The sequence below is a fragment of the Corynebacterium sp. 335C genome (assembly GCF_053525695.1).
On sequence record NZ_JASTTB010000001.1, the window covers coordinates 795979 to 816975 of the forward strand.

Consider the following 20997-nt stretch of genomic DNA (forward strand, 5'->3'; position numbering starts at 1 on the left):
GCCCGGCGGAGGACGACTCCCCCGCCGGGCCCCGTTGGCGCCGGACCGCTACAGGCCCAGGTTCTCGCCCGTGCCGGCGTCGAACACCGACACCTTCGACGGGTCGAACCACAGGGTCGCGCGGTCGCCGCGGCGGATCTCCGACTCGGCGGAGAGGCGGGCGACCATCGCGCCGGCGCCGCGGTCGGCGATGCCGGCGTCGGCCGCGGCCTCGCCCATCGCCGCCGGGTCGTCGGAGGACGCGGTGAAGTGGGCGTACTTGTCGGAGCCCATCGACTCCAGCACCTCCACGTCGACGTCGACGGTGACGCCGTCGGCGCCGCCCTCGACCAGCTTCGCGTCCTCGAACGCCTCCGGGCGCAGGCCCACGACGACCTCGCGGTCGCCGGCGGAGCGCAGCTTGTCGGCCAGGTCGCCGCGCAGCGGGATGTCGCCCAGCGCGGTGCGGACCGACCCGCCGGAGAGGCGGCCCGGGGTGAAGTTCATCGACGGGGAGCCGATGAAGCCGGCGACGAACAGGTTCACCGGGTTGCGGTAGAGCTCCTGCGGCTCGCCGACCTGCTGGATGACGCCGCCCTTCATCACCACGACGCGGTCGCCGAGGGTCATCGCCTCGGTCTGGTCGTGCGTGACGTAGACGGTGGTGACGCCCAGCTTGTTCTGCAGGCGGGAGATCTCCGCGCGCATCTGGACGCGCAGCTTCGCGTCGAGGTTCGACAGCGGCTCGTCCATGAGGAACACCTTCGGGCGGCGCACGATGGCGCGGCCCATGGCGACGCGCTGGCGCTGGCCGCCCGACAGGTTCGACGGCTTGCGGTCCAGGTACGGGCCGAGGTCGAGGATGCGCGCGGCCTCCTCCACCTTCTCGTCGATCTCCTTCTTGCCCATCTTCGCGAGCTTCAGCGGGAACTCGATGTTCTCGCGGACGCTCATGTGCGGGTACAGGGCGTAGGACTGGAACACCATCGCGATGTCGCGGTCCTTCGGGGCGACGTCGTTCATCCGCTCGCCGCCGATGAGCAGGTCGCCGTCGGTGATGTCCTCCAGGCCCGCGATCATGTTGAGCGTCGTCGACTTACCGCAGCCGGAGGGGCCGACGAGGATGATGAACTCGCCGTCGGCGATGTCCAGGTTGGCGTTGTCGACGCCGACGGCGCCGTCCGGGAACACCTTGTTGACGTTCTTGAGCTGAATATCGGCCATGGCCTGATTACCCCTTCACTGCGCCGGAGGTCAGGCCGGCGACGATACGGCGTTGGAAGATGACGACGAAGATGATGATCGGGATCGTGATGACGATCGCCGCCGCGGCGATGGAGCCCGTCGGCTCCTCGAACTGCGAGGAGCCGGTGAAGTTGGCCATCGCCGCCGGCGCGGTGCGCGCGGCCTCGGTCGAGGTCAGCGACTGCGCCAGCAGGAAGTCGTTCCACGCGAAGATGAACACGAGGATGGCGGACGTGACGATGCCGGGGATGGCCAGCGGCGCCACGACCTTGCGGAAAGCCTGGAACGGGGTGGCCCCGTCCATCTGGGCGGCCTTCTCCAGCTCCCAGGGGATCTCCTTGAAGAAGGAGGACAGGATGAAGATGGCCATCGGCAGCGCGAACGTGATGTACGGCAGGATGAGGCCGAGCCACGTGTCGAACAGGCCGATCTTGCGCTCGATGTCGAACAGCGGGCTCACCAGGGAGACCTGCGGGAACATCGCGATGAGCAGCGAGACGCCGAGGATGAACTTCTTGCCGGGGAACTCCAGGCGGGCGATGGCGTAGGCCGCCATCGTGCCGACGACGACGGCGATGGCCGTCGTGATGAGGCCGATGCCGATCGAGTTGATGAGCGCACGGACGAAGTCGGGCGTCTCGAAGATGCCCTTGTAGTTGTCCAGCGTCCACTCGCGCGGGATGAAGTGGCCGTCATGCAGCGTCTCCGTCGTCTTGAACGACAGCGACGCTATCCAGGCCACCGGGATGAGGGCGTACAGGACGACCAGGAGGATGCCGATCGTCCACCAGAACTTCTCCTTGCCGGATGCGTTGGACATGGCCGGTCACTCCTCCCCGTTGCCCGGGGTGGACGCGCCGAGCCCCTTGATGAACACGAAGGCGATGATCGCCACGCAGATGAAGATCAGCACCGAAATCGCCGAGCCGATGCCCAGGTTGAACGCCTTGAACAGGTTGTTGTAGCCCAGGATCGACACCGAGCCGGTGCCGTTGTTGCCCTTCGTGAGAATGAAGATGTTGTCGAACACGCGGAACGCGTCGAGCGTGCGGAACAGCAGCGCGACGATGATGGACGACTTCATCAGCGGCAGCGTGATCTTGAACAGGCGCTGCCAGAAGCCGGCGCCGTCGAGGGCCGCCGCCTTCAGCACGTCGTCCGGCACCAGGGCCAGGCCGGCGAGCAGCAGCAGCGCCATGAACGGCGTCGTCTTCCACACCTCCGCGAGGATGATGATGAAGATCGACGGCCACTGCTCCGTCAGCGGCGCGGAGCCGTCCGGCAGCAGGTTCACCAGGTAGCCGGTGCCCGGCGTCCACGCGTAGTTCCACGAGTACGCCGCCGCGACGGTCACGATGCCGTACGGGATGAGCACCACGGTGCGGACGATGCCGCGCCCGAACAGCGCCCGGTGCATCACCATCGCGATGGCCATGCCGAGGATGAGCTCGATGACCACGGACACCGCCGTGATGACGACGGTCACCCACAGCGCCTCCCACCAGTAGGGGGAGGACAGCACGGCGCCGTAGTTGGCGAAGCCGACGAACTCCCGCTCCTCCGGGAAACGCAGGTCGTAGCGCTGCAGCGACAGCCACACCGCGTACGCGATGGGGTAGGCCGTCACCAGCAGCATGAGGATGACGGACGGCGCGACGAGCCAGAGGCCGAGGTTGCGCTCCGCCTTCTTGCCGTCGGACAGCGCCTTCTTCGCCTTCCTCCGCTGCTCCTCGCGGGTTGCCGGGGCGCCGGCCGTGGCCGCGCCCCCGTTCGGATCGACGGAGACGGCCGCGGCGCGGTCCCCGTCGTCAAGCGTGTGCTTCGCGTTCATCACGGCACCAGTCCTGTCGATTCGACGGCGCGGTTGATGGTGTCCTCGAGCTCGGGCACGAGGGCATCGGGGTCGATCTCCGCCGGCGGGCTGAGCTTGTCGGCCAGCAGGATGGAGATCGACTGGTACGCCGGGGTCTGGGGGCGGACGGCGACGCTGACCCGGCGGGGATTCGGCAGCAGCGCCTGCTCCTCCGGGCCCAGCTCCGCCGGGTCGAGCTTGTTCAGGGACTCGAAGATCTCGCGGTAGAAGGGGTACTGCTCCTGGAACTCCGGCGTCGCCTCCGTGTACAGCTTCGTCAGCGTCGGGGGAACGCCGCCCTCCAGGGCGTTGTTCAGCTGGTTCTCCTCGTTCCGCAGGCACTGGATAGCCTCGAAGGCCTCCTCCTGGTGCTTCGACGTCGACGGCACCGCGATGTTCAGGCCGCCGATGGTCGACTTCGACGGCTCACCCGGCTTCATGCCCGGGTACACCGTCCACGCCATGTCGTCGAAGATCTCCTTGGCGACGCCGCCGGCCTCGGCCTTCTCCTTCAGGCCCGCGTACACGAACGGGTAGTTGACCTGCATGAAGGAGTCGCCGCGGTCGAACGCCAGGCGCGCCTGGTTCTCGTCCAGCTGCGACGTCGACGGGTCGTGGCCGTCGGCGGTGGCGACGCCGTTCATGACGGTCAGCGCCTGGTGCGCCGCGTCGCCCTCGCCGATGGTGACGGTCTTGCCGTCCTCGCCCACGATCTGGCCGCCGGCGGACTCCAGCAGGGAGTTGAACCACACGACGGCGCCCTCGAACTGCGCGGCCTGCACGCCCATGTAGGACGGCTTGCCCTCGGCGGCGAGCTGCTCGGCGAGCTCGATGAGCTCCGGCCACGTCTGCGGCGGCGCCGGCTGCCCGTCAGGGCCCTTCGGCATGAGGGACTTGCGGTACCACATGAGCTGCGTGTTCGTGTTCAGCGGCGCCCCGTACAGGGTGCCCTGCCACGTCGCGGTCTCCAGCGGGCCCGACAGCGTGCCCTCGCGCACCTGGGCGGCGACGTCCTCCGGGAACGGCACGGCCCAGCCGGCCTCCGCGAACTCCGCGGTCCAGGTGACGTCGAGGCCCATGATGTCGAACGAGTCGTCGCCGCCGACGATGCGGCGCGCCAGCTGGAGGCGCTGCTCGTCGGTCTGCTTGGCGGAGATGTCGTACTGAATCGTGTACCGGCCGCCCGAGGCCTCGCTGCACTTCTGCGCCGCCGCCGCGTACTGGTCCGCGCCGTCGGCGGGGCCCATGAAGCGGAGGGTCAGGGGACCACCGTCGTCGGAGCCGCACGCCGCGAGGGCGGGCGCCCCGATGGCGAGGGCGGACAGCAGGGCCGCGCACTTCCGCGCGAACGGCCGCCGGCGCCAGAAGCCCCCGCCGCCGGCGGGGGTTCCGGAACCGGAGGCCCGGGCGGGCGTTCCCCTGCGGTCACGCCCCGATGGTGACGCCATGTTCACCAGCTCCTTCGTCCAGTCTTGAGAGATTGACCGTGTTTTCACATCAAGACTATGGGAGCGGGTGGGGCCTGCACACCCCTGGGTAACGAATGCTTACCGTTTCGGGGGTGGCCTGCGGGGGCATCCCTTCGGGGCTACTAGACCGGAGCTTGGCAAGCGGGGGTGGCCTTCGTGGACCGCGTGGCCAGCGGGATGCCGGAGTTTGGGGATTGCAGGGCTACGCATCTCCGACGGCGAAACCCCGTGTGGCCCAACAGGGGAAATATCGACAGAATTTCAGCCCGATAAACAAACAAACTCATCCGCCACATTTCCTGGATGCATACCACACAGCCGCCATGCCACCCCCATCCAAAACAACACGGCCCACCTTGCGCATTTTTAGTTCCCCATATTGAAAAAGATTAAAACACGCGCCTTATTGCATAATCCAAACCAGGACTGGAGTACTCCACCCAGCCACCTACCTGGCCGTTTCGCCCAATCGCCCCACCCGGATAAAGGGCACCTGCCCTCACCTCGCCAGGGCCGAGGACGTAACGATAGACACAAAAGCGCAAAATTGCATAGCTAACCACAATGCAGAGGAGGCCAACTATCAAAACGCCAGGCATTGACGCGGCGAAATGCACAAACCCCAAAGCCGGCACAATCAACAATACGAGAATAAATGCCCAAGATCCAACTTCATTCCCCAAGCGGTACTCATGCCAAATCGTTAGCTTTACGAGCAAGTAAGGCACCAAATCGCAAGCCACCACCAACATGAGCAAACTAAAATAGACTCGCATGTCAAATATATACTCCTGCGGATCGCGCGAAGTAAGTATGACAACAAGAGTCGCAATCACGGGAACCAAGGACAATATCAAACCAATTATCTGGAACCGCTCAAATGCCTTCCACTTGCAGCATTCGCGATGAACGACCTCATTGGCAATGACCTCATAAACCCCGTCCAGCGAGGCGCCAAATACGACGCGCCCACTTTCCAGGTTTAACTTTGCATCCCTAGTTTCAAAATTTGGGACGATCGCGAGCCTGTCGACGCGCCCTGTTCCAGACGGACAACCATCGCTAGCCCGCCCAGAAACATCAACTTTGCCAACTATTTCAAAATGTTCATGACTTGCCGAATTTAGAGCACCTTAATCAACAGCTAGAATCGCCTGACCTACGTCAACATTGCCCCGAACACTACTTTTTCGCGAACGGGTTATATACTTTCCACATTGCCCCAGCTCCCCCTTCATTTTGGGTAGGTCCGGTAGCATCCGTGCGAGATACAGGTGCGCCCAGTCCCTAAACCCCAGTCGCTGTGACGCGAATCGCCGTCGGGCGACCTCAAGCATTCCTTCGGAATCGGCATCCGCCCTCTTTAATATAGAATCAATGTAGCGATACTGAACAAAAGCAACGACCATAAGGGCCAGTGCCATTACACCCATCATGGAAACCCTAGGGTGAACGAACGTCTTCAAAATTTCAACATACGCATCAACGCCGGAAGTTCCACCTGTCAGCTCTTCGCCGTAAACACCCGAACATGTCTGCCAATAAGCCAGCTCCAAATAGGTACTTTCAGGAATACACCCTTCATACTGCTCGATATTACTACGAACTTTCGGAAGATCGTTCATATAGGACAAAACCCTACATTCTGCACGCACATGACCGCGCTCATAATCTCGTTCCCCAGCTTCAGAAATACCGAATACTACCCATATCGCAGCTCCTGCCATAGAAAGGATTATCATAGAGAGTGCAGAAATGGACATGTACCCCTTTAGGCGCAGCACTTCACAGTAGGACCGATCCAGTTGGTCGCAATCCCGATTTCCCTCCCGAATTGATTCAATCGCCGCCCGAGTGGATTTCGCCTGCTCAGTGGCCATAATTGAAATCGCCAGAGCCGTCGCCATCAAGCATGCCATTATCGAATACGCTACAGCTATATCGATATTAAAGCGCGCAAACGGCGCTAGTCCCCAAGTGGGCAAAATGGCTTAAATAGCGTTCCGCCAGTCGGATAGCAATACAAAAGGATAAACGGGAACATCAATATCGGCGAGAGGAAATAGGCGCATTTCTCAGAATTCGAGCGTTTCCGTGTGGAACTTTCAAGCCACATCATTCTGCATATCAGACGCCGACGGCACCCGAAAACCCACATACGCCCCACCCTTAGCCCCTTTGCCACGCGGAGGCAAATTTTAGGTTTCACGACATCCTCCCAGCGCGACCCGGCTCGCAGCGGCACGCATCTAACATGTCACACTCTCTAAGTAGAATGACTATTTTCACATCCACACCCTTAAACCCTTTAGGAAAACCCGATTTCTATGGTTTCAGACCTTAAATCGCTCCGCAGTCTAAGCGGCCCCCAAGAGCGTAGTCTTATGCAGGACACGCCAGAAGCGTATCGCACAAATCGTTTTCGCCAGCATCGATGCACGCGTCCATTCTAACCTCTCGATATGCCCACCCCTCTTAATAGTCTAACCCGAATCTAAACACCCCAGCCAAGCATTGCGATATGATCATCTTTCAGAGCACGATATCACTTTCGGCTACGAATTGACCAACGTGAATATGCCTCCTTCCGCTCACTGCCAAGCCCCAACCTGCGGAATGGGTTCGCTCAGTAATTTAACTAAACCTAATGGATTTCCGCTGTATAAACCGGGTTTTCGCTGTTCATCACATACTGCGGAACGCCGGGCGGGGCCGGACGCGCACCGCTACCATGACGCCCGTTCCATCCGCCCGCACGACCGCGCGCCCGGCGCCGCCGGCGGCACGCCCCGCCCCGGCTCCGGACGCCGAAGGACCGGCAACGCCGCCATGCACGAATACCGCCTCGGCGAGAAGCTCCTCGCCTGGTACCTCTCCTCCATCACCGGCTTCATCGACGCCGTCGGCTTCATCTACCTCGGCGGCTTCTTCCTGTCGTTCATGTCCGGCAACACCACCCGCATGACCGCCTCGATGGCCGAGGGCGTGTGGGACGTGGCGCTGAAGGCCGCGGGGCTGATGGGCCTGTTCCTGTGCGGCGTCATGCTCGGCGCGCTCATCCAGCGCCTCGGCCAGCGGCACCTGCCACACGGGCGGCCCCGGGAGGTGGTGCTGGCCTTCGTGTCGACGGCGACGCTGGTGTCCGCCGCCTTCGTCGCGATGGACAACGGGCCGAAGGCGATGCTGGCGCTGTCCTTCGCCGTCGGCGCGATGAACAGCACCTTCGAGCGCAACGGCGAGGTGTCCATCTCCCTGACCTACGCGACGGGGACGCTGGTGAAGATGGCGCAGCGTTTCGTCGGCTCATTCTTCGGCGAGGGCCACCAGGCGTGGATCAACAACGCCCTGCTGTGGCTGTCCCTGGCGACGGGGTCGGTGCTCGGCGGCCTCATCTACATGCAGATCGGCCTGCGCACGGTGTGGGTGGTGGCCTTCCTGGTGACGGCGGGGTTCGTCGTCACGCTCGCGGTGCGGCAGCGCCGCCGGCGCCTGGGGCTGCCGCTGTAGCCCGATTCCCGGAGCGCCGGCTCAGAGCTGACCGAACACCGCGTGCGCGATGAGGTGGTCCAGCCGGCGGACGTCGATGTCGCGGCCGAGCTTGATTTTGATCTGGCCGACGCGGGTCCACAGCTCCAGCTCCGCGTTGAAGTCCAGGCGCCCGGCGTTCTCCGACGACCACATGTGGATGGACGAGTACGGCAGGGAATACATCTCCACCTTCTTGCCGGTCATGCCCTGCGCGTCGCGGATGATGAGGCGCCGGTCGGTGAAGACGGCGGAGTCACGGAACGTCTTGTACGCGGCGATGGGCCGCTCCCCCTGCACCAGCATCGGGACGATGTCATTCGGGATCGGGGCCTCTGCGACGAGGGTCCAGCTGGTGATGGCGGCGAATTCGGTGCTCATGACCGTGTCCTTAATCGGGGTATCAGCAGTTCCAGACGGAACGCCTGAAGTTTCTTCGGAACGGCAGCCGGACCAAGTCGCCCGCATCCCTGCCGTCGCCTCGTTCATCGCCGAGGTTGCTCATGCCGTTCCCCGGCAGTGCGGCCAGGGGTGCCCTTCCGCACCCCCGCAACGAAGTGTCGACTTTGCGCCGCACCATGGACGTATGCCAGAGAGGACGATCCACTGCCCGCCGGACGCCATGTCCGTCGGGGGCAGGATCTTCCGTCGCTGGCCACTCGAACCGGGGCAGGCCATAACACCGCTTTTTCCCCGCGGTGCACGCGGAATCTATGTCCTCGAATTCGGCAACGGCGAGCGATACGTAGGCCAGAGCGTGGACATTGCCAGCCGGTTCACTACCCACCTCCACGGTTCACGGCATCACGCGCCATGGAACGACATCGTGGGCTTCTGGTTCACCTCGATACCGGACGGAGACCTGCACGCCCCGGAGAGGGCGTCCATCCTGGCGTTGAAGGGGATGGGATTCCGGCTTCGGAACAAGGTCCACAACTTCGGCAACCTCGAGCCGAGCCCCTTCGACCGCGTCATGAGGGTCGAGGACCAGGAACACTGGGCAACCGGAGCAGCGCACTACTCCGTGTCCGGCTTCGCCCGGCGAGCAGACGAGCTGGATGACGAGTGTGCCGGTGCGACGACGAAGCTCCGGAGGTCGGTTTCCTCGGAATTGCACGACGCAGTGCTCGACGACCTCGCATTCATTGCCGCCCATGTGCTGCCGAACGCCGTAGAGACCGAACGAGAATGGTGGACCGTCAGCGACTGCCCCTCCACCTCCGGGAAGCGCACGTTCACGCTCAACATCGGACGACTGGAGTTCATGTACGGCAGCCGACGCCCCGTCCCGTTCCTGGAGGGAATAGAGCCGACGCGCCCACCACGTCCGGTTACGACGGTGAATCTCGCTCCCGAAGGCCTCGGAGACGAGAGCATCTCATCGACCCCGGAAACCGGAGATTCACACTGGTATTCCTTCGCTGCCACCGATGAGATCCCGATCGACCTGGAGTTCGGACGCGCGCATTACCCGCTGACAGACACCGATTCATGGGCCGTTCGAACCGGTGAAATACGCACACTCGCGAAGGCCGTCCCCGCGTTCCTTCCCGATGCACGTGAATTCGCCATCCGGCTCATGCGCGACAGCCGGGCAAATTTGTTCCGTCGGTTTCACAGTCCAGCATTGACCCGCGACGTTCTGCGACGAGCACTAGATCTCTACGGCTGACGCCCGCGCCCCTCGGGGGTCCCGTCGGCACGCGAACCGCCCCACAACGACTCGGGGCCGTCCCACAGCGGCTCGGCGCCGTCCCACGGCTCCTCCGCCGGCGACCACGCCTCCGAGTCCGGCAGGTACCCGTCCTCGAGCCACGGGCCGGAGCCGTCCCCGGCGTCCTCCAGCTCGTCCTCGAAGCCCTCCTCCACGTCGTCGTCGACGTCGTCGAACTCATCCGCGGCCGCCTCCGGCTCCCAGACCCCGACGTCCGGGGCATCGGCGATGACGGCCTGCGGCAGGAACTGCTCCAGCGCCTCCTGGAGGCGGTGGAACCCGTCCTCGTCCTCCGCCGCGCAGTGCTGGTAGGTGAACCGCACCGCCCGGTAGATGAGCTGCGCCGTCTCCGTCGTCAGCGGCATCCGGGGCATCCCCCGCGCCGGCGCCCAGGCGTTCACGACCGGGTCGACGAAGTACTCCCCGCCGACCTCCAGGTCCACGTTCATCACGGCCGCCGCCCGCTTCATCTCCGCGTAGGCGACGGGGAGGGAGACGTGGAACGCGTCGGCGATCTCGGGCAGCGTCACGGGAAAGCCGCCGGGGCACATCATCGCCATCGACATCATCGCGTCGCCGCGGGCCGGGTGCGGCTGCGGCGGCAGATCCGGCCGCTCCTCCGTCCACGGCCGCGTGTCGGCGCCGCCCGGGCGCACGAACCGCGTCGCCAGGTTCACCTCGGAAACGCGCAGCGAGCACACGGTGACGTAGCCGTGCACGACCGCGCCGTCGTCGACGAGCTCCTCCGCGCTCATCGGGAAGTGCACCACGACCTCCCGATCACCCAGCCGCAGGTCCGCAACGATGTGCTGCGCGCCGTCCGGGTCGCCGAGCGACGACGTCCAGAGCCCCGTCTCGCGCAGCACGCCCGAGACCTTCAGGCGCTCGCCGTAGCCGGCCAGGTTCACCTGCCGGCCGTCCTCGTCGACGTGGAGCAGCACCGGATCCTCGTCGCCGGCGTCCGGCTCCTCCCGCTGCGGCTCCGGCGCCGCCCACTGCGCGGCGTCCTCCGCGCCCGTCTCCTCCAGGACGTCGAAGAAGCTCAGCTGGTTCCGCATCAGCGGGTCCTCCGGATCCTCCGGCTCCGGGGCGGTGGTCTCCTCCCGCGGCGTCCATCCGGAGGTGCCGTCGGGGTCGATGTCGATGCCCCACTCCTCCTCCATGGACTCCACGTCGGGCATCACCAGCAGCTCGGTCGCCGCAACGTGCACCACGCCGATGTCGTCGACCGGCACGCCGAGCTCGTCGACCTCCGAGACGAAGCCGATCCACTCCGTCCCCGGCAGGTCGCGGGAGACGCCCACCCCGTCGACGCCGATGCGCGCCACGTGTGCGGCGTGGCCGACGGCCTCGCGCGCGTCGTTCACCTCGAGCCCGTCCGACCGGACGAGGGCCTCGCGGGAGTCCCACGTTCCCTGCGGCCCGTCGAAGATGAGCCCCCACGTGCCGTCGTCCGGGTCCGCCCCGAGGCCCAGGCACGTCGCCACGTCGGCGACGACCGCGTCGCACGGGCCCGCGACGGGCAGGACGTCCTCGGCGGGGCTGCGGCGCTCCACGCGGGTGAAGCGGCCGGTCAACACGCCGAGGGCGCGGATGACGGAGCCCACCGGGTACGGGTCCGCCGCCGGCGACGCCGTGCCCTCCGCGGCACCCGGGTCCGGGGCGCACGCCGCCACGACCGCGCCGTCGGAGAACTCCAGCTCCAGCACATGGAACGGCAGGCCCGTGGAGATGTTGACGTGCCGCTCCGCCGCCCGCACCCGCGCCGCGACCGGCAACGGCCGCACCACGTCGGCGCCCAGCCAGCTCGTGCGGTGATCCACCGGGTCGACCGTGATGTTGGTCAGCAGCAGCGTCAGCGACAGCCCGCCGAACTGCCGCGGGTCCGCCAGCATGAACTCCGGCAGCGGCGGCCCGTCGTAGAGCTGCGAGTACTCCGTCGGCCGGAACATCATCCGCCGCTGCTCGTTCGGCGCCACGTCATGGCCGCGGCCCGGGTCCGCGAGCTCCGCGACGGGGCTCAGCGCGCCGGCCCAGCCCTCCCGGCCGTCCGGCAGATAGCCCAGGCCCGCGTAGGTCACCGGGGACGGGTCGAAGCCGAAGGTCACGTGCCCACGGCAGTGCGTGACGACGGCACCCGACAGGTCACGGTGCCGCCGCACCAGCGACGGCCCGTCCTGGCGATGGAGCACCTCGTCGACCGGCGCGGAGGCGAGCTCCTCCCCAGCTCCGCGGCGATGCCCCGCGGCGTCGGATCCGCGAAGGAGAACCCCACCGCCGCCTGGAAGCGCCGCCAGTCGATGCCGTCGCGGAAGCCCGCGTCCTGTGCTCCGTTCATGGGCCCATTCCATCACGCGGGCCGACACCGCCCGCGCGCACGCCGCCACACCGCGTCGAACGGGCGGGCGACGGCCGCGCGCAGGCGCGCAAAGGCCGCGCGGGTCCCGTCGTCACGCACCGCGCCCACCACGCGCGCACCCTCCCCGCGCACGGCGACGGCGCCCGCGCACCACGCGCGGGCGCCGTCGTCACGCACCTCCCGGTGCCGTGCCCGGGCTACTCCCCGTCGGTCGACAGGGCGGCGACGAACGCCTCCTGCGGCACCGACACGGAGCCGATGGACTTCATGCGCTTCTTGCCGGCCTTCTGCTTCTCCAGCAGCTTGCGCTTGCGGGAGATGTCGCCGCCGTAGCACTTCGCCAGGACGTCCTTGCGCAGCGCGCGGATGTTCTCGCGGGAGATGATCTTCGAGCCGATGGCCGCCTGGACCGGCACCTCGAACTGCTGGCGGGGGATGATCTCCTTCAGCTTCTTCGTCATCTTGTTGCCGTAGAACTGCGCGTTGTCGCGGTGGACGATGGCGCTGAACGCGTCGACCGCGTCGCCCTGCAGCAGGATGTCGACCTTCACCAGGTCCGCCAGCTGCTCGCCCGCCTCCTCGTAGTTGAGGGACGCGTAGCCCTTCGTGCGGGACTTCAGCATGTCGAAGAAGTCGAAGATGATCTCGCCCAGCGGCATCGTGTACCGCAGCTCCACGCGGTCCTCGGACAGGTAGTCCATGCCGCCCATCTCGCCGCGCTTGGTCTGGCACAGCTCCATCGTCGGGCCGACGAACTCGCTGGGCACGATGATCGTCGTCTTGACGATCGGCTCCCACACCTCGCGCGGCTTGCAGCCCGGCCAGTCGGACGGGTTGCGCACCATCATCTCCTCGCCGTCCTCCGCGACGACGCGGTAGACGACGTTCGGGGCGGTGGAGATGAGGTCCAGGCCGAACTCGCGCTCCAGGCGGGCGCGGGTGATCTCCATGTGGAGCAGGCCAAGGAAGCCGCCGCGGAAGCCGAAGCCCAGCGCCACCGACGTCTCCGGCTCGAAGGTCAGGGACGCGTCGTTGAGCTGCAGCTTCTCCAGCGCGTCGCGCAGATCCGGGTAGTCCTCCTGGGAGATGGGGAACAGGCCGGAGTAGACCATCGGCTTCGGGTCCTCGTAGCCGGCCAGCGGCTCCTCCGCCCCGTTCTTCGCCAGGGTGACGGTGTCGCCGACCTTCGACTGGCGGACGTCCTTCACGCCGGTGATGAGGTAGCCGACCTCGCCGACGCCCAGGCCCTTCGTCTTCATCGGCTGGGGGCTGACGACGCCGATCTCCAGCAGCTCATGCTTCGCGCCCGTCGACATCATCCGGATCATGTCGCGCGCGTTGAGTCGGCCGTCCATGACGCGGACGTAGGTGACGACGCCGCGGTACGTGTCGTACACGGAGTCGAAGATGAGGGCGCGCGGCGGGCCGTCGGCGTCGCCCTCCGGCGGCGGCACCAGCTCGCACACGCGGTCCAGCAGCTCGGCGACGCCCTCGCCGGTCTTGCCGGAGACGCGCAGCACCTCCTCCGGCTCGCAGCCGATGATGTGCCCGATCTCCTCCGCGTACTTGTCCGGGTCGGCGGCCGGGAGGTCGATCTTGTTGAGGACCGGGATGATCTCCAGGTCGTTCTCCATGGCCAGGTACAGGTTCGCCAGCGTCTGCGCCTCGATGCCCTGCGCCGCGTCGACCAGCAGGATCGCGCCTTCACATGCCTCGAGGGCGCGGGAGACCTCGTAGGTGAAGTCGACGTGGCCGGGGGTGTCGATGAGGTGGAGGACGGTCTCCTCCCCCGCGTGCGCGCCGGTGCGGGGCTTCCACGGCAGGCGCACGTTCTGCGCCTTGATGGTGATGCCGCGCTCACGCTCGATGTCCATGTTGTCGAGGTACTGGTCGCGCATGTCGCGGTCCTCGATCACGCCCGACAGCTGCAGGATACGGTCCGCCAGCGTCGACTTGCCGTGGTCGATGTGGGCGATGATGCAGAAGTTCCGGATCCGCTGGGGATCCGTGAACGTCGTCGCGGCGAAGTTCCCGGTCACGTCCGAAATCACTTTCCTCTTGCCGTCGGGTGGGCTCGGTCCCCACAACAGTACCCGCCGCCGCTATGCTCCTTGACCATGAGCAACCGGTTGGGCGACCGCCTCCGCGACGGCTGGGGCGCCGCCGTCCGCGTGTTCCGCGGCCCCGACCCGCTCGACGGGGCGCTCGCCCAGCTCACCGAGCAGCTGGGCCTGGCGGTGGAGGACGACGACGCCGCGGCGACGGAGCGCCGCGAGGCCGTCACCGTCGCCAAGCCCGCCGCCAAGGTCGCCCGCTCCATCGTCTACGCGCCCGACATGGACGGCCACGCCGACTCCGGCGAGATCGTCTTCGCCCCGGTGCAGCTCGACGGCGAGTCGTCGGCGTCCCACGAGCGCGCCGTCGTCGTCATCGGCCGGCACCGCCGCGAGCTGCTCGGCGCGCTCATCTCCGCCGACGCCCGCCACGCCGACGACGACCGCTGGCTCTACATCGGCACCGGCTCCTTCGAGGGCGAGGCCCGCCCCTCCTGGGTCCGCCTGGACAGGGTCCTCGTCGTGCCCGAGTCCGGCATCCGCCGCTCCGGCACCGTCCTGCCCCGCCGCCGCTTCGAGCGCATCGCCCACCGCCTCCGCGCCGACTACGGCTGGACGTGACGCGGCACCCGTCGCAACGCGCCTCCGCGAGTGGGTGCGCGCGGTCCCCGCGCGCCGGCCCGTGACCACGCTCCCCCGTCAGCGCTTTACGACGCCCACCTGCCCGGCTTTTGGCCCGTCGCCCCAGGACTGGTAGGGTTTCCCGAGTTGTCTCCCGACGACCGCGACGCCACGCGGGCAGGACCTTGGGTCCGCGAGGCGGAGCCCCGCCCGGCCATGCCGGGGATCGGCGGGCGACCTTCACCGAGATTCATCGAAAGAGGCACCACGATGGCGAACATCAAGTCCCAGCAGAAGCGCATCAAGACCAACGAGAAGGCCCGCGTCCGCAACCAGGCCATCCGCTCCGCGGTCCGCACCGAGATCCGCAAGACCCGCGAGGCCATCGAGGCCGGCGACAAGACCGCCGCCGAGACGCAGCTGCGCGTCGCGTCCCGCAAGCTGGACAAGGCCGTGACCAAGGGCGTCTTCCACCGCAACACCGCGGCCAACAAGAAGTCCGGCCTGGCCAAGGCCGTCAACAAGATGGAGTCCTAGGACACCGTCCCCGCCGGGCCCCGCGCCCGTCGGACACGACGCCGCCCCGCGGCCGAGGTTCATCCCTCGGCGGCGGGGCGGCGTCGTCGTGTGCGGGGCGGGCGGACTAGACCCAGGTGCAGAGCACGGCCGGCGGGTCGGCGGGGGCGCCGCCGTCGGTCGGCGAGATGAACATCAGGCACGGCTGGATGCCGAGCTCCACCGCGGCGTCGTGGGCGATCTTCCACTGCCCCTCGTCGAGCGCCGGGGTGGTGGCGAAGAGCGTGGCGGCGGTGCCGTCCTCGTCGCCGGCGATGAACCACGAGCCGTCGGGGGCGGCGGCGCGGATGACGAAGTTGTCGCTCTTCGCCTCGTCCGCGAAGACCTGCGCGTCCCCGAAGATGGGCGTGTCGGGGAAGGACAGGCGCAGGCGCTGCGGGTCGCTGACGGCCGCCCAGCCCTTCGTGACGACGTCCTGCTCCTCCCAGCCGCGGCACGTGTTGACGATCTCGAGGCCGCGGTCGGAGGCCGTGATGTCCCACCACGTGCTCTCGCTGCAGTGCCACGTGTAGGGCTGCGGGATGTCGGAGAGCATGTACCAGCGGCCCGGCAGGTCCGCGGCGGTGACCGACGGGTCGAGCGCCGCGGCGACGTCCGCGGGGTCGGCGAGCGGGCCGGAGGAGCCGAGCTCCGAGGAGCCCGGGACGTCGTTCGGCCCGGGGAGGGCGAGGCCCGGCGGGACGACGTCGCCGAGGCCGTCGGGGAGGACGAGGGCGGGGGCCGCTCCGCCGGGGAGGGCGTCGACGGCGGAGCCCGGGAGGGCTTCGGCGGCGTCGGCGACGGCGGCGGAACCGGGGGCGGACGGGGCCTGCTCGGGGTCCGCGAAGGCCGCCGGGGCGGCGGCGAGAACGCCTCCCGCGGCGGACGCGGCGGCGGAGACCTCGGACGAAGGGACACCGATGACGGACCAGCACTCCCCCTCCAGCAACCGATTCCCCACCCTCGGGGCGGCATCGGGCGCGGCGCCCGGCGCGGCGGCCGACGCGGCGGCCGACGCGGCGGCCGACGCGGCCGGCGGCGGGTCCGGCGGGACCTTCGGAGGGTCCTTCGGAGGGTTCGGCCGGCGCCGGTTCTCCCGCCGCGCGGCGCTCGCGGGCCTCGGCATGGTCGCCGGCGGAGCCGTGGCCGCGGGCGCGTTCGGCGCGCTGGCGGGACCGTCGGCACGCGCACTGGGGTCGACGGAGGCCTACGTCATCGTCGTCGGCGCGGGCCTGTCGGGCCTCGCCGCGGCGATGGAGGTCCGCGACTCCGGCCGCAGCGTCATCCTGCTGGAGGCGCGCGACCGCGTCGGCGGCCGCTGCCACAACGTCACCACCCCGGGCGGGGTGACCATCGACGGCGGCGCGGAGTTCCTCGGCCCCACGCAGGACGCCATGCTGGACCTCGCGCACCGCTACGGCGTCGAGCTGGCGGAGACGTACAACGAGGGCGAGTCCATCCTCCACCTCAAGGGCCAGTCGACGCGCTTCCCCGCGAACACGATGGTCGGCCCGGTGCCGATGGACGTCGGAGTCCCCGAGACGCTCGTCGGCCAGCAGCTGCTCAACGGCGTCTCGCTGGCGGACTTCCCGGTCGGCGAGCCGTGGAAGCACCCGCTGGCGTCCTACTGGGACTCGATGACGTTCGGCGAGTGGGTCGACCGCCACAGCATCTCCTACGGCGCGAACGTGATGATGGACCTCATCGAGTCCGTCGCCCTGTCGGTGCGGCCGGAGGAGGTCAGCGCCCTCTACGTCATCAACTACATCGCCGCCGCGGGCTCCCCCCCCCCCACCCAGCCCGGCACCGTCGAGCGCCTGGTGTACACCGGCGACGGCGCGCAGCAGTGGTTCGCCCACGGCGGCATGGCGCAGATTCCGCTGGCGATGGGCCGGGACCTCGCCGACGTGCTGGTCACCGGCGCGCCCGTCAGCCGCATCGCGGAGGACGGCGGCCGCTACGCCGTCGAGTCCGCCGCCGGCACGTTCCACGGGTCGAAGGTGATCGTCGCGATGAGCCCCGCCATCCGCGACCGCATCACCTTCGAGCCGGGGCTGCCGGAGGACCGCGTGAAGCTGCAGCAGGGTTACGCGATGGGGTCCATCGGCAAGTTCATGGCGGTCTACGACCGGCCGTGGTGGCGCGAGCGCGGCCTGTCCGGCCAGACCATCGGCGACGGCGGCCCCATCGACGTGACCTTCGAGTCCTACCTGCCCGACGGCCGCGACGTGCTGATGGGCTTCATCTCCTCCCACGAGATGCGCCGCCTCGACGGGGCGGACGACGCGACGATGAAGGCCGAGTGCCTCGGCGCCCTGGAGCGGTACTTCGGCCCGGAGGTCCACACCGCCGTCGACACCGGCTACTTCCGCTGGAACCACGAACAGTGGTCGTGGGGCGGCCCGGTGGCGGTGACGATGCCGGGGACGCTCAGCACGGTCGGCCCGGCGCTGCGCGCCCCGGTCGGCGGCATCCACTGGGCGGGCACGGAGACGGCCCACTACTGGACGGGTTACCTGGACGGCGCGGTCACCGCGGGCCGGCGGGCGGCGAAGGAGGCCGTCGCGGCGCTGTAGGCGGCGTCGCCGCGCCGGACGGTGCGGGTGAACGGGGCCCGCCGCCACGCCTACGGGCGGTGGCGGCGGGTCCCGTCGTCACGCGCGGCGGTGCCGGAGACGCTGCGGCATCAGCGGCGGTGCGACTCCCGGGCGAGGCGAGCGATCTCGAGAACCGCGGTCTCCAGCGCGTAGCCGACGTTGCGGGTGCCGCCCTTGACGTCGAACTCCAGATCGGCGGCGACCTGCACCGCTCGCGCCATCGCCGGCGTCGACCAGGCCCGGGCGAGGCCGTGGGTCTTCTTCAGCTTCCACGGCGGCATGCCGTACGTCGCCGCGTCGCGGTTCGGGTTGACGCTGCGCACGCCGTGCAGGCGGGCGACCTCGCCGGTCATGCGCGTCACCGCCGAGGCCAGCAGCACCGGGGCGACGCCGAGCTGCACGGCGCGGCGCATCTTCGCCAGCGCCTCGGCGGCCTGGCCGGTCAGGGCGAGCTCGGCGACCTCGAAGCCGGAGACCTCCGCCGATGCGCCGTAGTAGGTGCGCACGGCGGTCGGGGTGATCTTGCCGCCGGTGTCGGCGGCGAGCTGCGCGATGGCCGTCGCCAGCTCCCGCAGGTCGGAGCCGACGGCGTCGAGGATCGTGTTGACGGTCTGCCCGGAGGCCTTCACGCCGTTGCGGTCGAGCTCGGCGCGGACGAAGTTCGGCAGATCGCGGGCCTTGACCTCCTCCGCCTCGAAGAGGGCGGCGCCGGCCTTCCGCAGCTCCGGCACCATCTTCTTCTGCCGGCCGCCGCCGGAGTGCTGGAGGATGAGCGTGATGCCCGGCACCGGGTCCTTCGCCGCGTCGACGATGAGCTTGGCGGGCTCGGCGCCGGCCTCGTCGCACTCGGTGAGGACGACGATGCGGTCCTCGCCGAACAGCGAGGGGCTCAGCAAATCGGTGAGCTCGACGAGGGTGACGTTGCCCGCGCGCAGCTGGTCGAGCGGCACCTGGCGGCCCTCCGGGTCGGAGTCCGTCGCGGCGGCCTTGCGCACGGCGGCGACGATGGCCAGCCGGGCGCGGTCGATGAGCAGCCCCTCCTTGCCCACGATGAGGTTCACGGGGGCGGGCGTCGTCTGGGTCACGCGTCCCATCGTGCCATCCCCTGCGTCCACACGGCCCCTCCGGGGTACAGCGCCGCCGGGCCGTCGCGGGCGGGGCAGACGACGGGCGTGCCGTCGGGCATCTGCACCCGTCGCCGGGCGCGGTCGCCGCAGTCGGCGACGGCCGCCCATCCCGCCTCGGCGCGCTCACCTGACGCCGCGAACGCGGACATCTCCTCCAGCTCGCCGAGGTCGCGCGTGACGACGGTGCCCGGGGGCGCCGTGGCCGCGTCCCCTCCCCCGGCCGCGGCTCTCCGGCAGGCCCGGGCGCCATCGCCGCCGCCGGGCGGCGGTTGACCGGGCGCCACGACGGCGATGCGCCCGTCGACGGCGCACGCCAGCGCGATCCACCCGGGAGGGGCCGCTGGCTGGTGGGCGCCGGCGGCGAGCGCCGTGCCCGTCGACAGGCACAGCAGCGCCGCCACCGCGGCGGCGGCCGCGGGCAGGCGCCAGGCGACGACGGCCACGGCGATGACGGCGGCGGCTCCCGCCGAGCCCATCGGCGACGACGCACCGGGCACCGCCGCGGCCAGCACGCCGACCTGGTGGACCCACCACGCGAACGGCGCGGCGACGTGGACGAGGACGACGGCCACGGGGTCCAGGTGCAGCAGCACGGCCACCGCGGCGAGCGTGCCCGCCACCGTCACGGGCGCTACGGCCGGGGCGGCGACGACGTTCGCCGCGACGGAGACGTGCGAGACCTCCCCGACCGTCAGGGCGAGCACCGGCACCGTCGCGACGTGGGCGACCAGCGCCACCGCCACCGCGCGCACCACCGGCGCCGGCGCCGACCGCAGCCCCGGCACGAGCAGCAGCCGCCTGGTCGCGGGCACCGTCGCCAGCACGAGACCCGCCGTCGCCGCGACGGACAGCATGAAGCCCGCCGACACCGCCAGGTCCGGGTGGGCGACGAGCAGGATGACGCACCCTCCGGCCAGCGCCGGCAGCGCCTGGTGGGCCCGGCCCGTGACGACGGCGATGAGCCCCACCGCGCCCGTCAGCATCGCCCGCAGCACCGACGGCTCCGTGCCGACGACCGCGACGAAGCCGGCCAACGCGACCGCCCCGGCGGCCGTCCGGATGCGCGGCGGCGCCCATGCCAGCGCGGCCATCGCCGCACCGACGACCAGCGCGACGTTCGCGCCGGACACCGCCGACAGGTGGGCGAGCCCGGCGTCGGTCATCATGTCGCGGTACTCCGGCGAGAAGCCGCGTTCATCGCCCAGCGCCATTGCGGGCACCAGCCGGTCGGGGCCGGGCGGCAGGCCCGCGGCGGCATCGGCCAGGCCTCCGCGAACGCGGGCGACGTGCCCGTCCGGCGGCGCCGCGGCGATGGGGTCGCCGCGCAGCGACAGCGTCAGCCCCGACAGCGACGGCCGGTCGGCGTCGTCGACGCCGGCGACGGCCCGCAGCCGCGTCCCCGTGTCGTGGTCCAGCAGCGATTCCCCGCCGAAGACGGTCACCCGCCCGGGCAGCCCCTCGACGGCCGCGGTGGCGATGGCCCCGTGCTCGGTGTCCGACGGCGCCTCCGTCAGCCGCAGCGTCACCGTGTCCGCCGCCCCGGTGCGCGCGGCCAGCGGGTGGCGGTCGGCCGCCGCGATGCGCACGGTCGCCGCCAGCGTGACGACGGCCCCCGCCAGCGCCGGCATCGCGATCTGCGGCCACCCCGCCCGCAGCATGAGGGCCGCGGCGACGACGCCCACGATGCCGACCGCGACCCCGGTGGCGACGTCGCGGGCGGCGAGCGCCCACGCGGCGGCCACCCATGCGACCAGCGCGGCCGGAACCATCCGCAGATCCAGGCCCGGCTTCAGGCCCAGGGTCTCGCCGTCGGCGGGGATGGCATGGGCGGAGTCGACCTCGCGTGCCCGGCGGAACCGGGGTGGGCGTGGCCCATGCAGCGGACTGGACCGACGTAGCG

General features: G+C 69.0%; 16 protein-coding genes. 5 read left to right on the forward strand and 11 right to left on the reverse strand.

Going from position 1 to position 20997, the window contains the following annotated elements; all coding sequences use genetic code 11:
- Positions 1 to 48: 48 nt before the first annotated feature.
- The 5 genes from QQS41_RS03390 to QQS41_RS03410 form a co-directional block, all read right to left on the reverse strand.
- Positions 49 to 1203 carry an ABC transporter ATP-binding protein gene (locus tag QQS41_RS03390; RefSeq protein ID WP_448851274.1) on the reverse strand — a complete coding sequence of 385 codons (1155 nt, stop codon included), beginning with the start codon at positions 1201 to 1203 and terminating at the stop codon, positions 49 to 51.
- A gap of 7 nt (positions 1204 to 1210) precedes the next feature.
- Positions 1211 to 2044 (reverse strand): carbohydrate ABC transporter permease, encoded by an 834-nt coding sequence (locus QQS41_RS03395; RefSeq protein ID WP_448851275.1) that lies wholly within the window; start codon positions 2042 to 2044, stop codon positions 1211 to 1213.
- 6 nt (positions 2045 to 2050) lie between these two features.
- Complete coding sequence (locus QQS41_RS03400) at positions 2051 to 3055, reverse strand: carbohydrate ABC transporter permease (protein ID WP_448851276.1); 1005 nt, start codon at positions 3053 to 3055, stop codon at positions 2051 to 2053.
- Positions 3055 to 4524: an extracellular solute-binding protein gene (locus QQS41_RS03405; protein ID WP_448851277.1), complete on the reverse strand. Its 1470-nt coding sequence runs from the start codon at positions 4522 to 4524 to the stop codon at positions 3055 to 3057. The genes QQS41_RS03400 and QQS41_RS03405 overlap by 1 nt, the downstream gene beginning before the upstream one ends.
- Before the next feature lie 1154 nt (positions 4525 to 5678).
- Complete coding sequence (locus QQS41_RS03410) at positions 5679 to 6452, reverse strand: hypothetical protein (protein ID WP_448851278.1); 774 nt, start codon at positions 6450 to 6452, stop codon at positions 5679 to 5681.
- A gap of 922 nt (positions 6453 to 7374) precedes the next feature.
- On the opposite strand from QQS41_RS03410, the gene QQS41_RS03415 reads away from it, so the two are divergent.
- Complete coding sequence (locus tag QQS41_RS03415) at positions 7375 to 8052, forward strand: YoaK family protein (RefSeq protein WP_448851279.1); 678 nt, start codon at positions 7375 to 7377, stop codon at positions 8050 to 8052.
- 21 nt (positions 8053 to 8073) lie between these two features.
- On the opposite strand, the gene QQS41_RS03420 is transcribed toward QQS41_RS03415, so the two are convergent.
- Positions 8074 to 8451, reverse strand: coding sequence for a PH domain-containing protein (locus tag QQS41_RS03420; RefSeq protein WP_448851280.1), 378 nt, complete (start codon positions 8449 to 8451; stop codon positions 8074 to 8076).
- A gap of 205 nt (positions 8452 to 8656) precedes the next feature.
- Between QQS41_RS03420 and QQS41_RS03425 the strand changes: the two genes are divergently transcribed.
- Complete coding sequence (locus tag QQS41_RS03425; RefSeq protein ID WP_448851281.1) at positions 8657 to 9742, forward strand: GIY-YIG nuclease family protein; 1086 nt, start codon at positions 8657 to 8659, stop codon at positions 9740 to 9742.
- On the opposite strand, the gene QQS41_RS03430 is transcribed toward QQS41_RS03425, so the two are convergent.
- Complete coding sequence (locus tag QQS41_RS03430) at positions 9733 to 11976, reverse strand: hypothetical protein (protein ID WP_448851282.1); 2244 nt, start codon at positions 11974 to 11976, stop codon at positions 9733 to 9735. The genes QQS41_RS03425 and QQS41_RS03430 overlap by 10 nt on opposite strands.
- A 364-nt stretch (positions 11977 to 12340) precedes the next feature.
- Positions 12341 to 14182: a translation elongation factor 4 gene (gene lepA / locus QQS41_RS03435; protein WP_448851283.1), complete on the reverse strand. Its 1842-nt coding sequence runs from the start codon at positions 14180 to 14182 to the stop codon at positions 12341 to 12343.
- A 78-nt stretch (positions 14183 to 14260) separates the two neighbouring features.
- Between lepA and QQS41_RS03440 the strand changes: the two genes are divergently transcribed.
- Together QQS41_RS03440 and rpsT are read left to right on the forward strand one after the other, a co-directional pair.
- Positions 14261 to 14818, forward strand: a complete 558-nt coding sequence (locus QQS41_RS03440; protein WP_448851284.1) for a type II toxin-antitoxin system PemK/MazF family toxin — start codon at positions 14261 to 14263, stop codon at positions 14816 to 14818.
- 270 nt (positions 14819 to 15088) lie between these two features.
- On the forward strand, positions 15089 to 15355 hold the full coding sequence (gene rpsT / locus QQS41_RS03445) for a 30S ribosomal protein S20 (protein WP_448851285.1): 267 nt from the start codon (positions 15089 to 15091) through the stop codon (positions 15353 to 15355).
- A 106-nt stretch (positions 15356 to 15461) separates the two neighbouring features.
- Here the strand turns inward: rpsT and QQS41_RS03450 are convergent, their stop codons facing one another.
- On the reverse strand, positions 15462 to 16322 hold the full coding sequence (locus QQS41_RS03450; RefSeq protein WP_448851286.1) for a lipocalin family protein: 861 nt from the start codon (positions 16320 to 16322) through the stop codon (positions 15462 to 15464).
- Here QQS41_RS03450 and QQS41_RS03455 point away from each other — a divergent pair.
- Complete coding sequence (locus QQS41_RS03455; RefSeq protein ID WP_448851288.1) at positions 16294 to 17949, forward strand: flavin monoamine oxidase family protein; 1656 nt, start codon at positions 16294 to 16296, stop codon at positions 17947 to 17949. The genes QQS41_RS03450 and QQS41_RS03455 overlap by 29 nt on opposite strands.
- Before the next feature lie 110 nt (positions 17950 to 18059).
- On the opposite strand, the gene holA is transcribed toward QQS41_RS03455, so the two are convergent.
- Positions 18060 to 19064: a DNA polymerase III subunit delta gene (gene holA, locus QQS41_RS03460; protein WP_448851289.1), complete on the reverse strand. Its 1005-nt coding sequence runs from the start codon at positions 19062 to 19064 to the stop codon at positions 18060 to 18062.
- Positions 19052 to 20866 (reverse strand): ComEC/Rec2 family competence protein, encoded by a 1815-nt coding sequence (locus tag QQS41_RS03465; RefSeq protein WP_448851290.1) that lies wholly within the window; start codon positions 20864 to 20866, stop codon positions 19052 to 19054. Before QQS41_RS03465 ends, holA begins: the two co-directional genes overlap by 13 nt.
- Positions 20867 to 20997 lie beyond the last annotated feature (131 nt).

What these genes read in the sequence shown, in the direction of transcription:
- QQS41_RS03390 (WP_448851274.1), bottom strand. Translation starts at nt 1,203, where the DNA reads ATGGCCGATATTCAGCTCAAGAACGTCAACAAGGTGTTCCCGGACGGC.
- QQS41_RS03395 (WP_448851275.1), bottom strand. Translation starts at nt 2,044, where the DNA reads ATGTCCAACGCATCCGGCAAGGAGAAGTTCTGGTGGACGATCGGCATC.
- QQS41_RS03400 (WP_448851276.1), bottom strand. Translation starts at nt 3,055, where the DNA reads ATGAACGCGAAGCACACGCTTGACGACGGGGACCGCGCCGCGGCCGTC.
- QQS41_RS03405 (WP_448851277.1), bottom strand. Translation starts at nt 4,524, where the DNA reads ATGGCGTCACCATCGGGGCGTGACCGCAGGGGAACGCCCGCCCGGGCC.
- QQS41_RS03410 (WP_448851278.1), bottom strand. Translation starts at nt 6,452, where the DNA reads ATGGCGACGGCTCTGGCGATTTCAATTATGGCCACTGAGCAGGCGAAA.
- QQS41_RS03415 (WP_448851279.1), top strand. Translation starts at nt 7,375, where the DNA reads ATGCACGAATACCGCCTCGGCGAGAAGCTCCTCGCCTGGTACCTCTCC.
- QQS41_RS03420 (WP_448851280.1), bottom strand. Translation starts at nt 8,451, where the DNA reads ATGAGCACCGAATTCGCCGCCATCACCAGCTGGACCCTCGTCGCAGAG.
- QQS41_RS03425 (WP_448851281.1), top strand. Translation starts at nt 8,657, where the DNA reads ATGCCAGAGAGGACGATCCACTGCCCGCCGGACGCCATGTCCGTCGGG.
- QQS41_RS03440 (WP_448851284.1), top strand. Translation starts at nt 14,261, where the DNA reads ATGAGCAACCGGTTGGGCGACCGCCTCCGCGACGGCTGGGGCGCCGCC.
- rpsT (WP_448851285.1), top strand. Translation starts at nt 15,089, where the DNA reads ATGGCGAACATCAAGTCCCAGCAGAAGCGCATCAAGACCAACGAGAAG.
- QQS41_RS03455 (WP_448851288.1), top strand. Translation starts at nt 16,294, where the DNA reads ATGACGGACCAGCACTCCCCCTCCAGCAACCGATTCCCCACCCTCGGG.
- holA (WP_448851289.1), bottom strand. Translation starts at nt 19,064, where the DNA reads ATGGGACGCGTGACCCAGACGACGCCCGCCCCCGTGAACCTCATCGTG.
- QQS41_RS03465 (WP_448851290.1), bottom strand. Translation starts at nt 20,866, where the DNA reads ATGGTTCCGGCCGCGCTGGTCGCATGGGTGGCCGCCGCGTGGGCGCTC.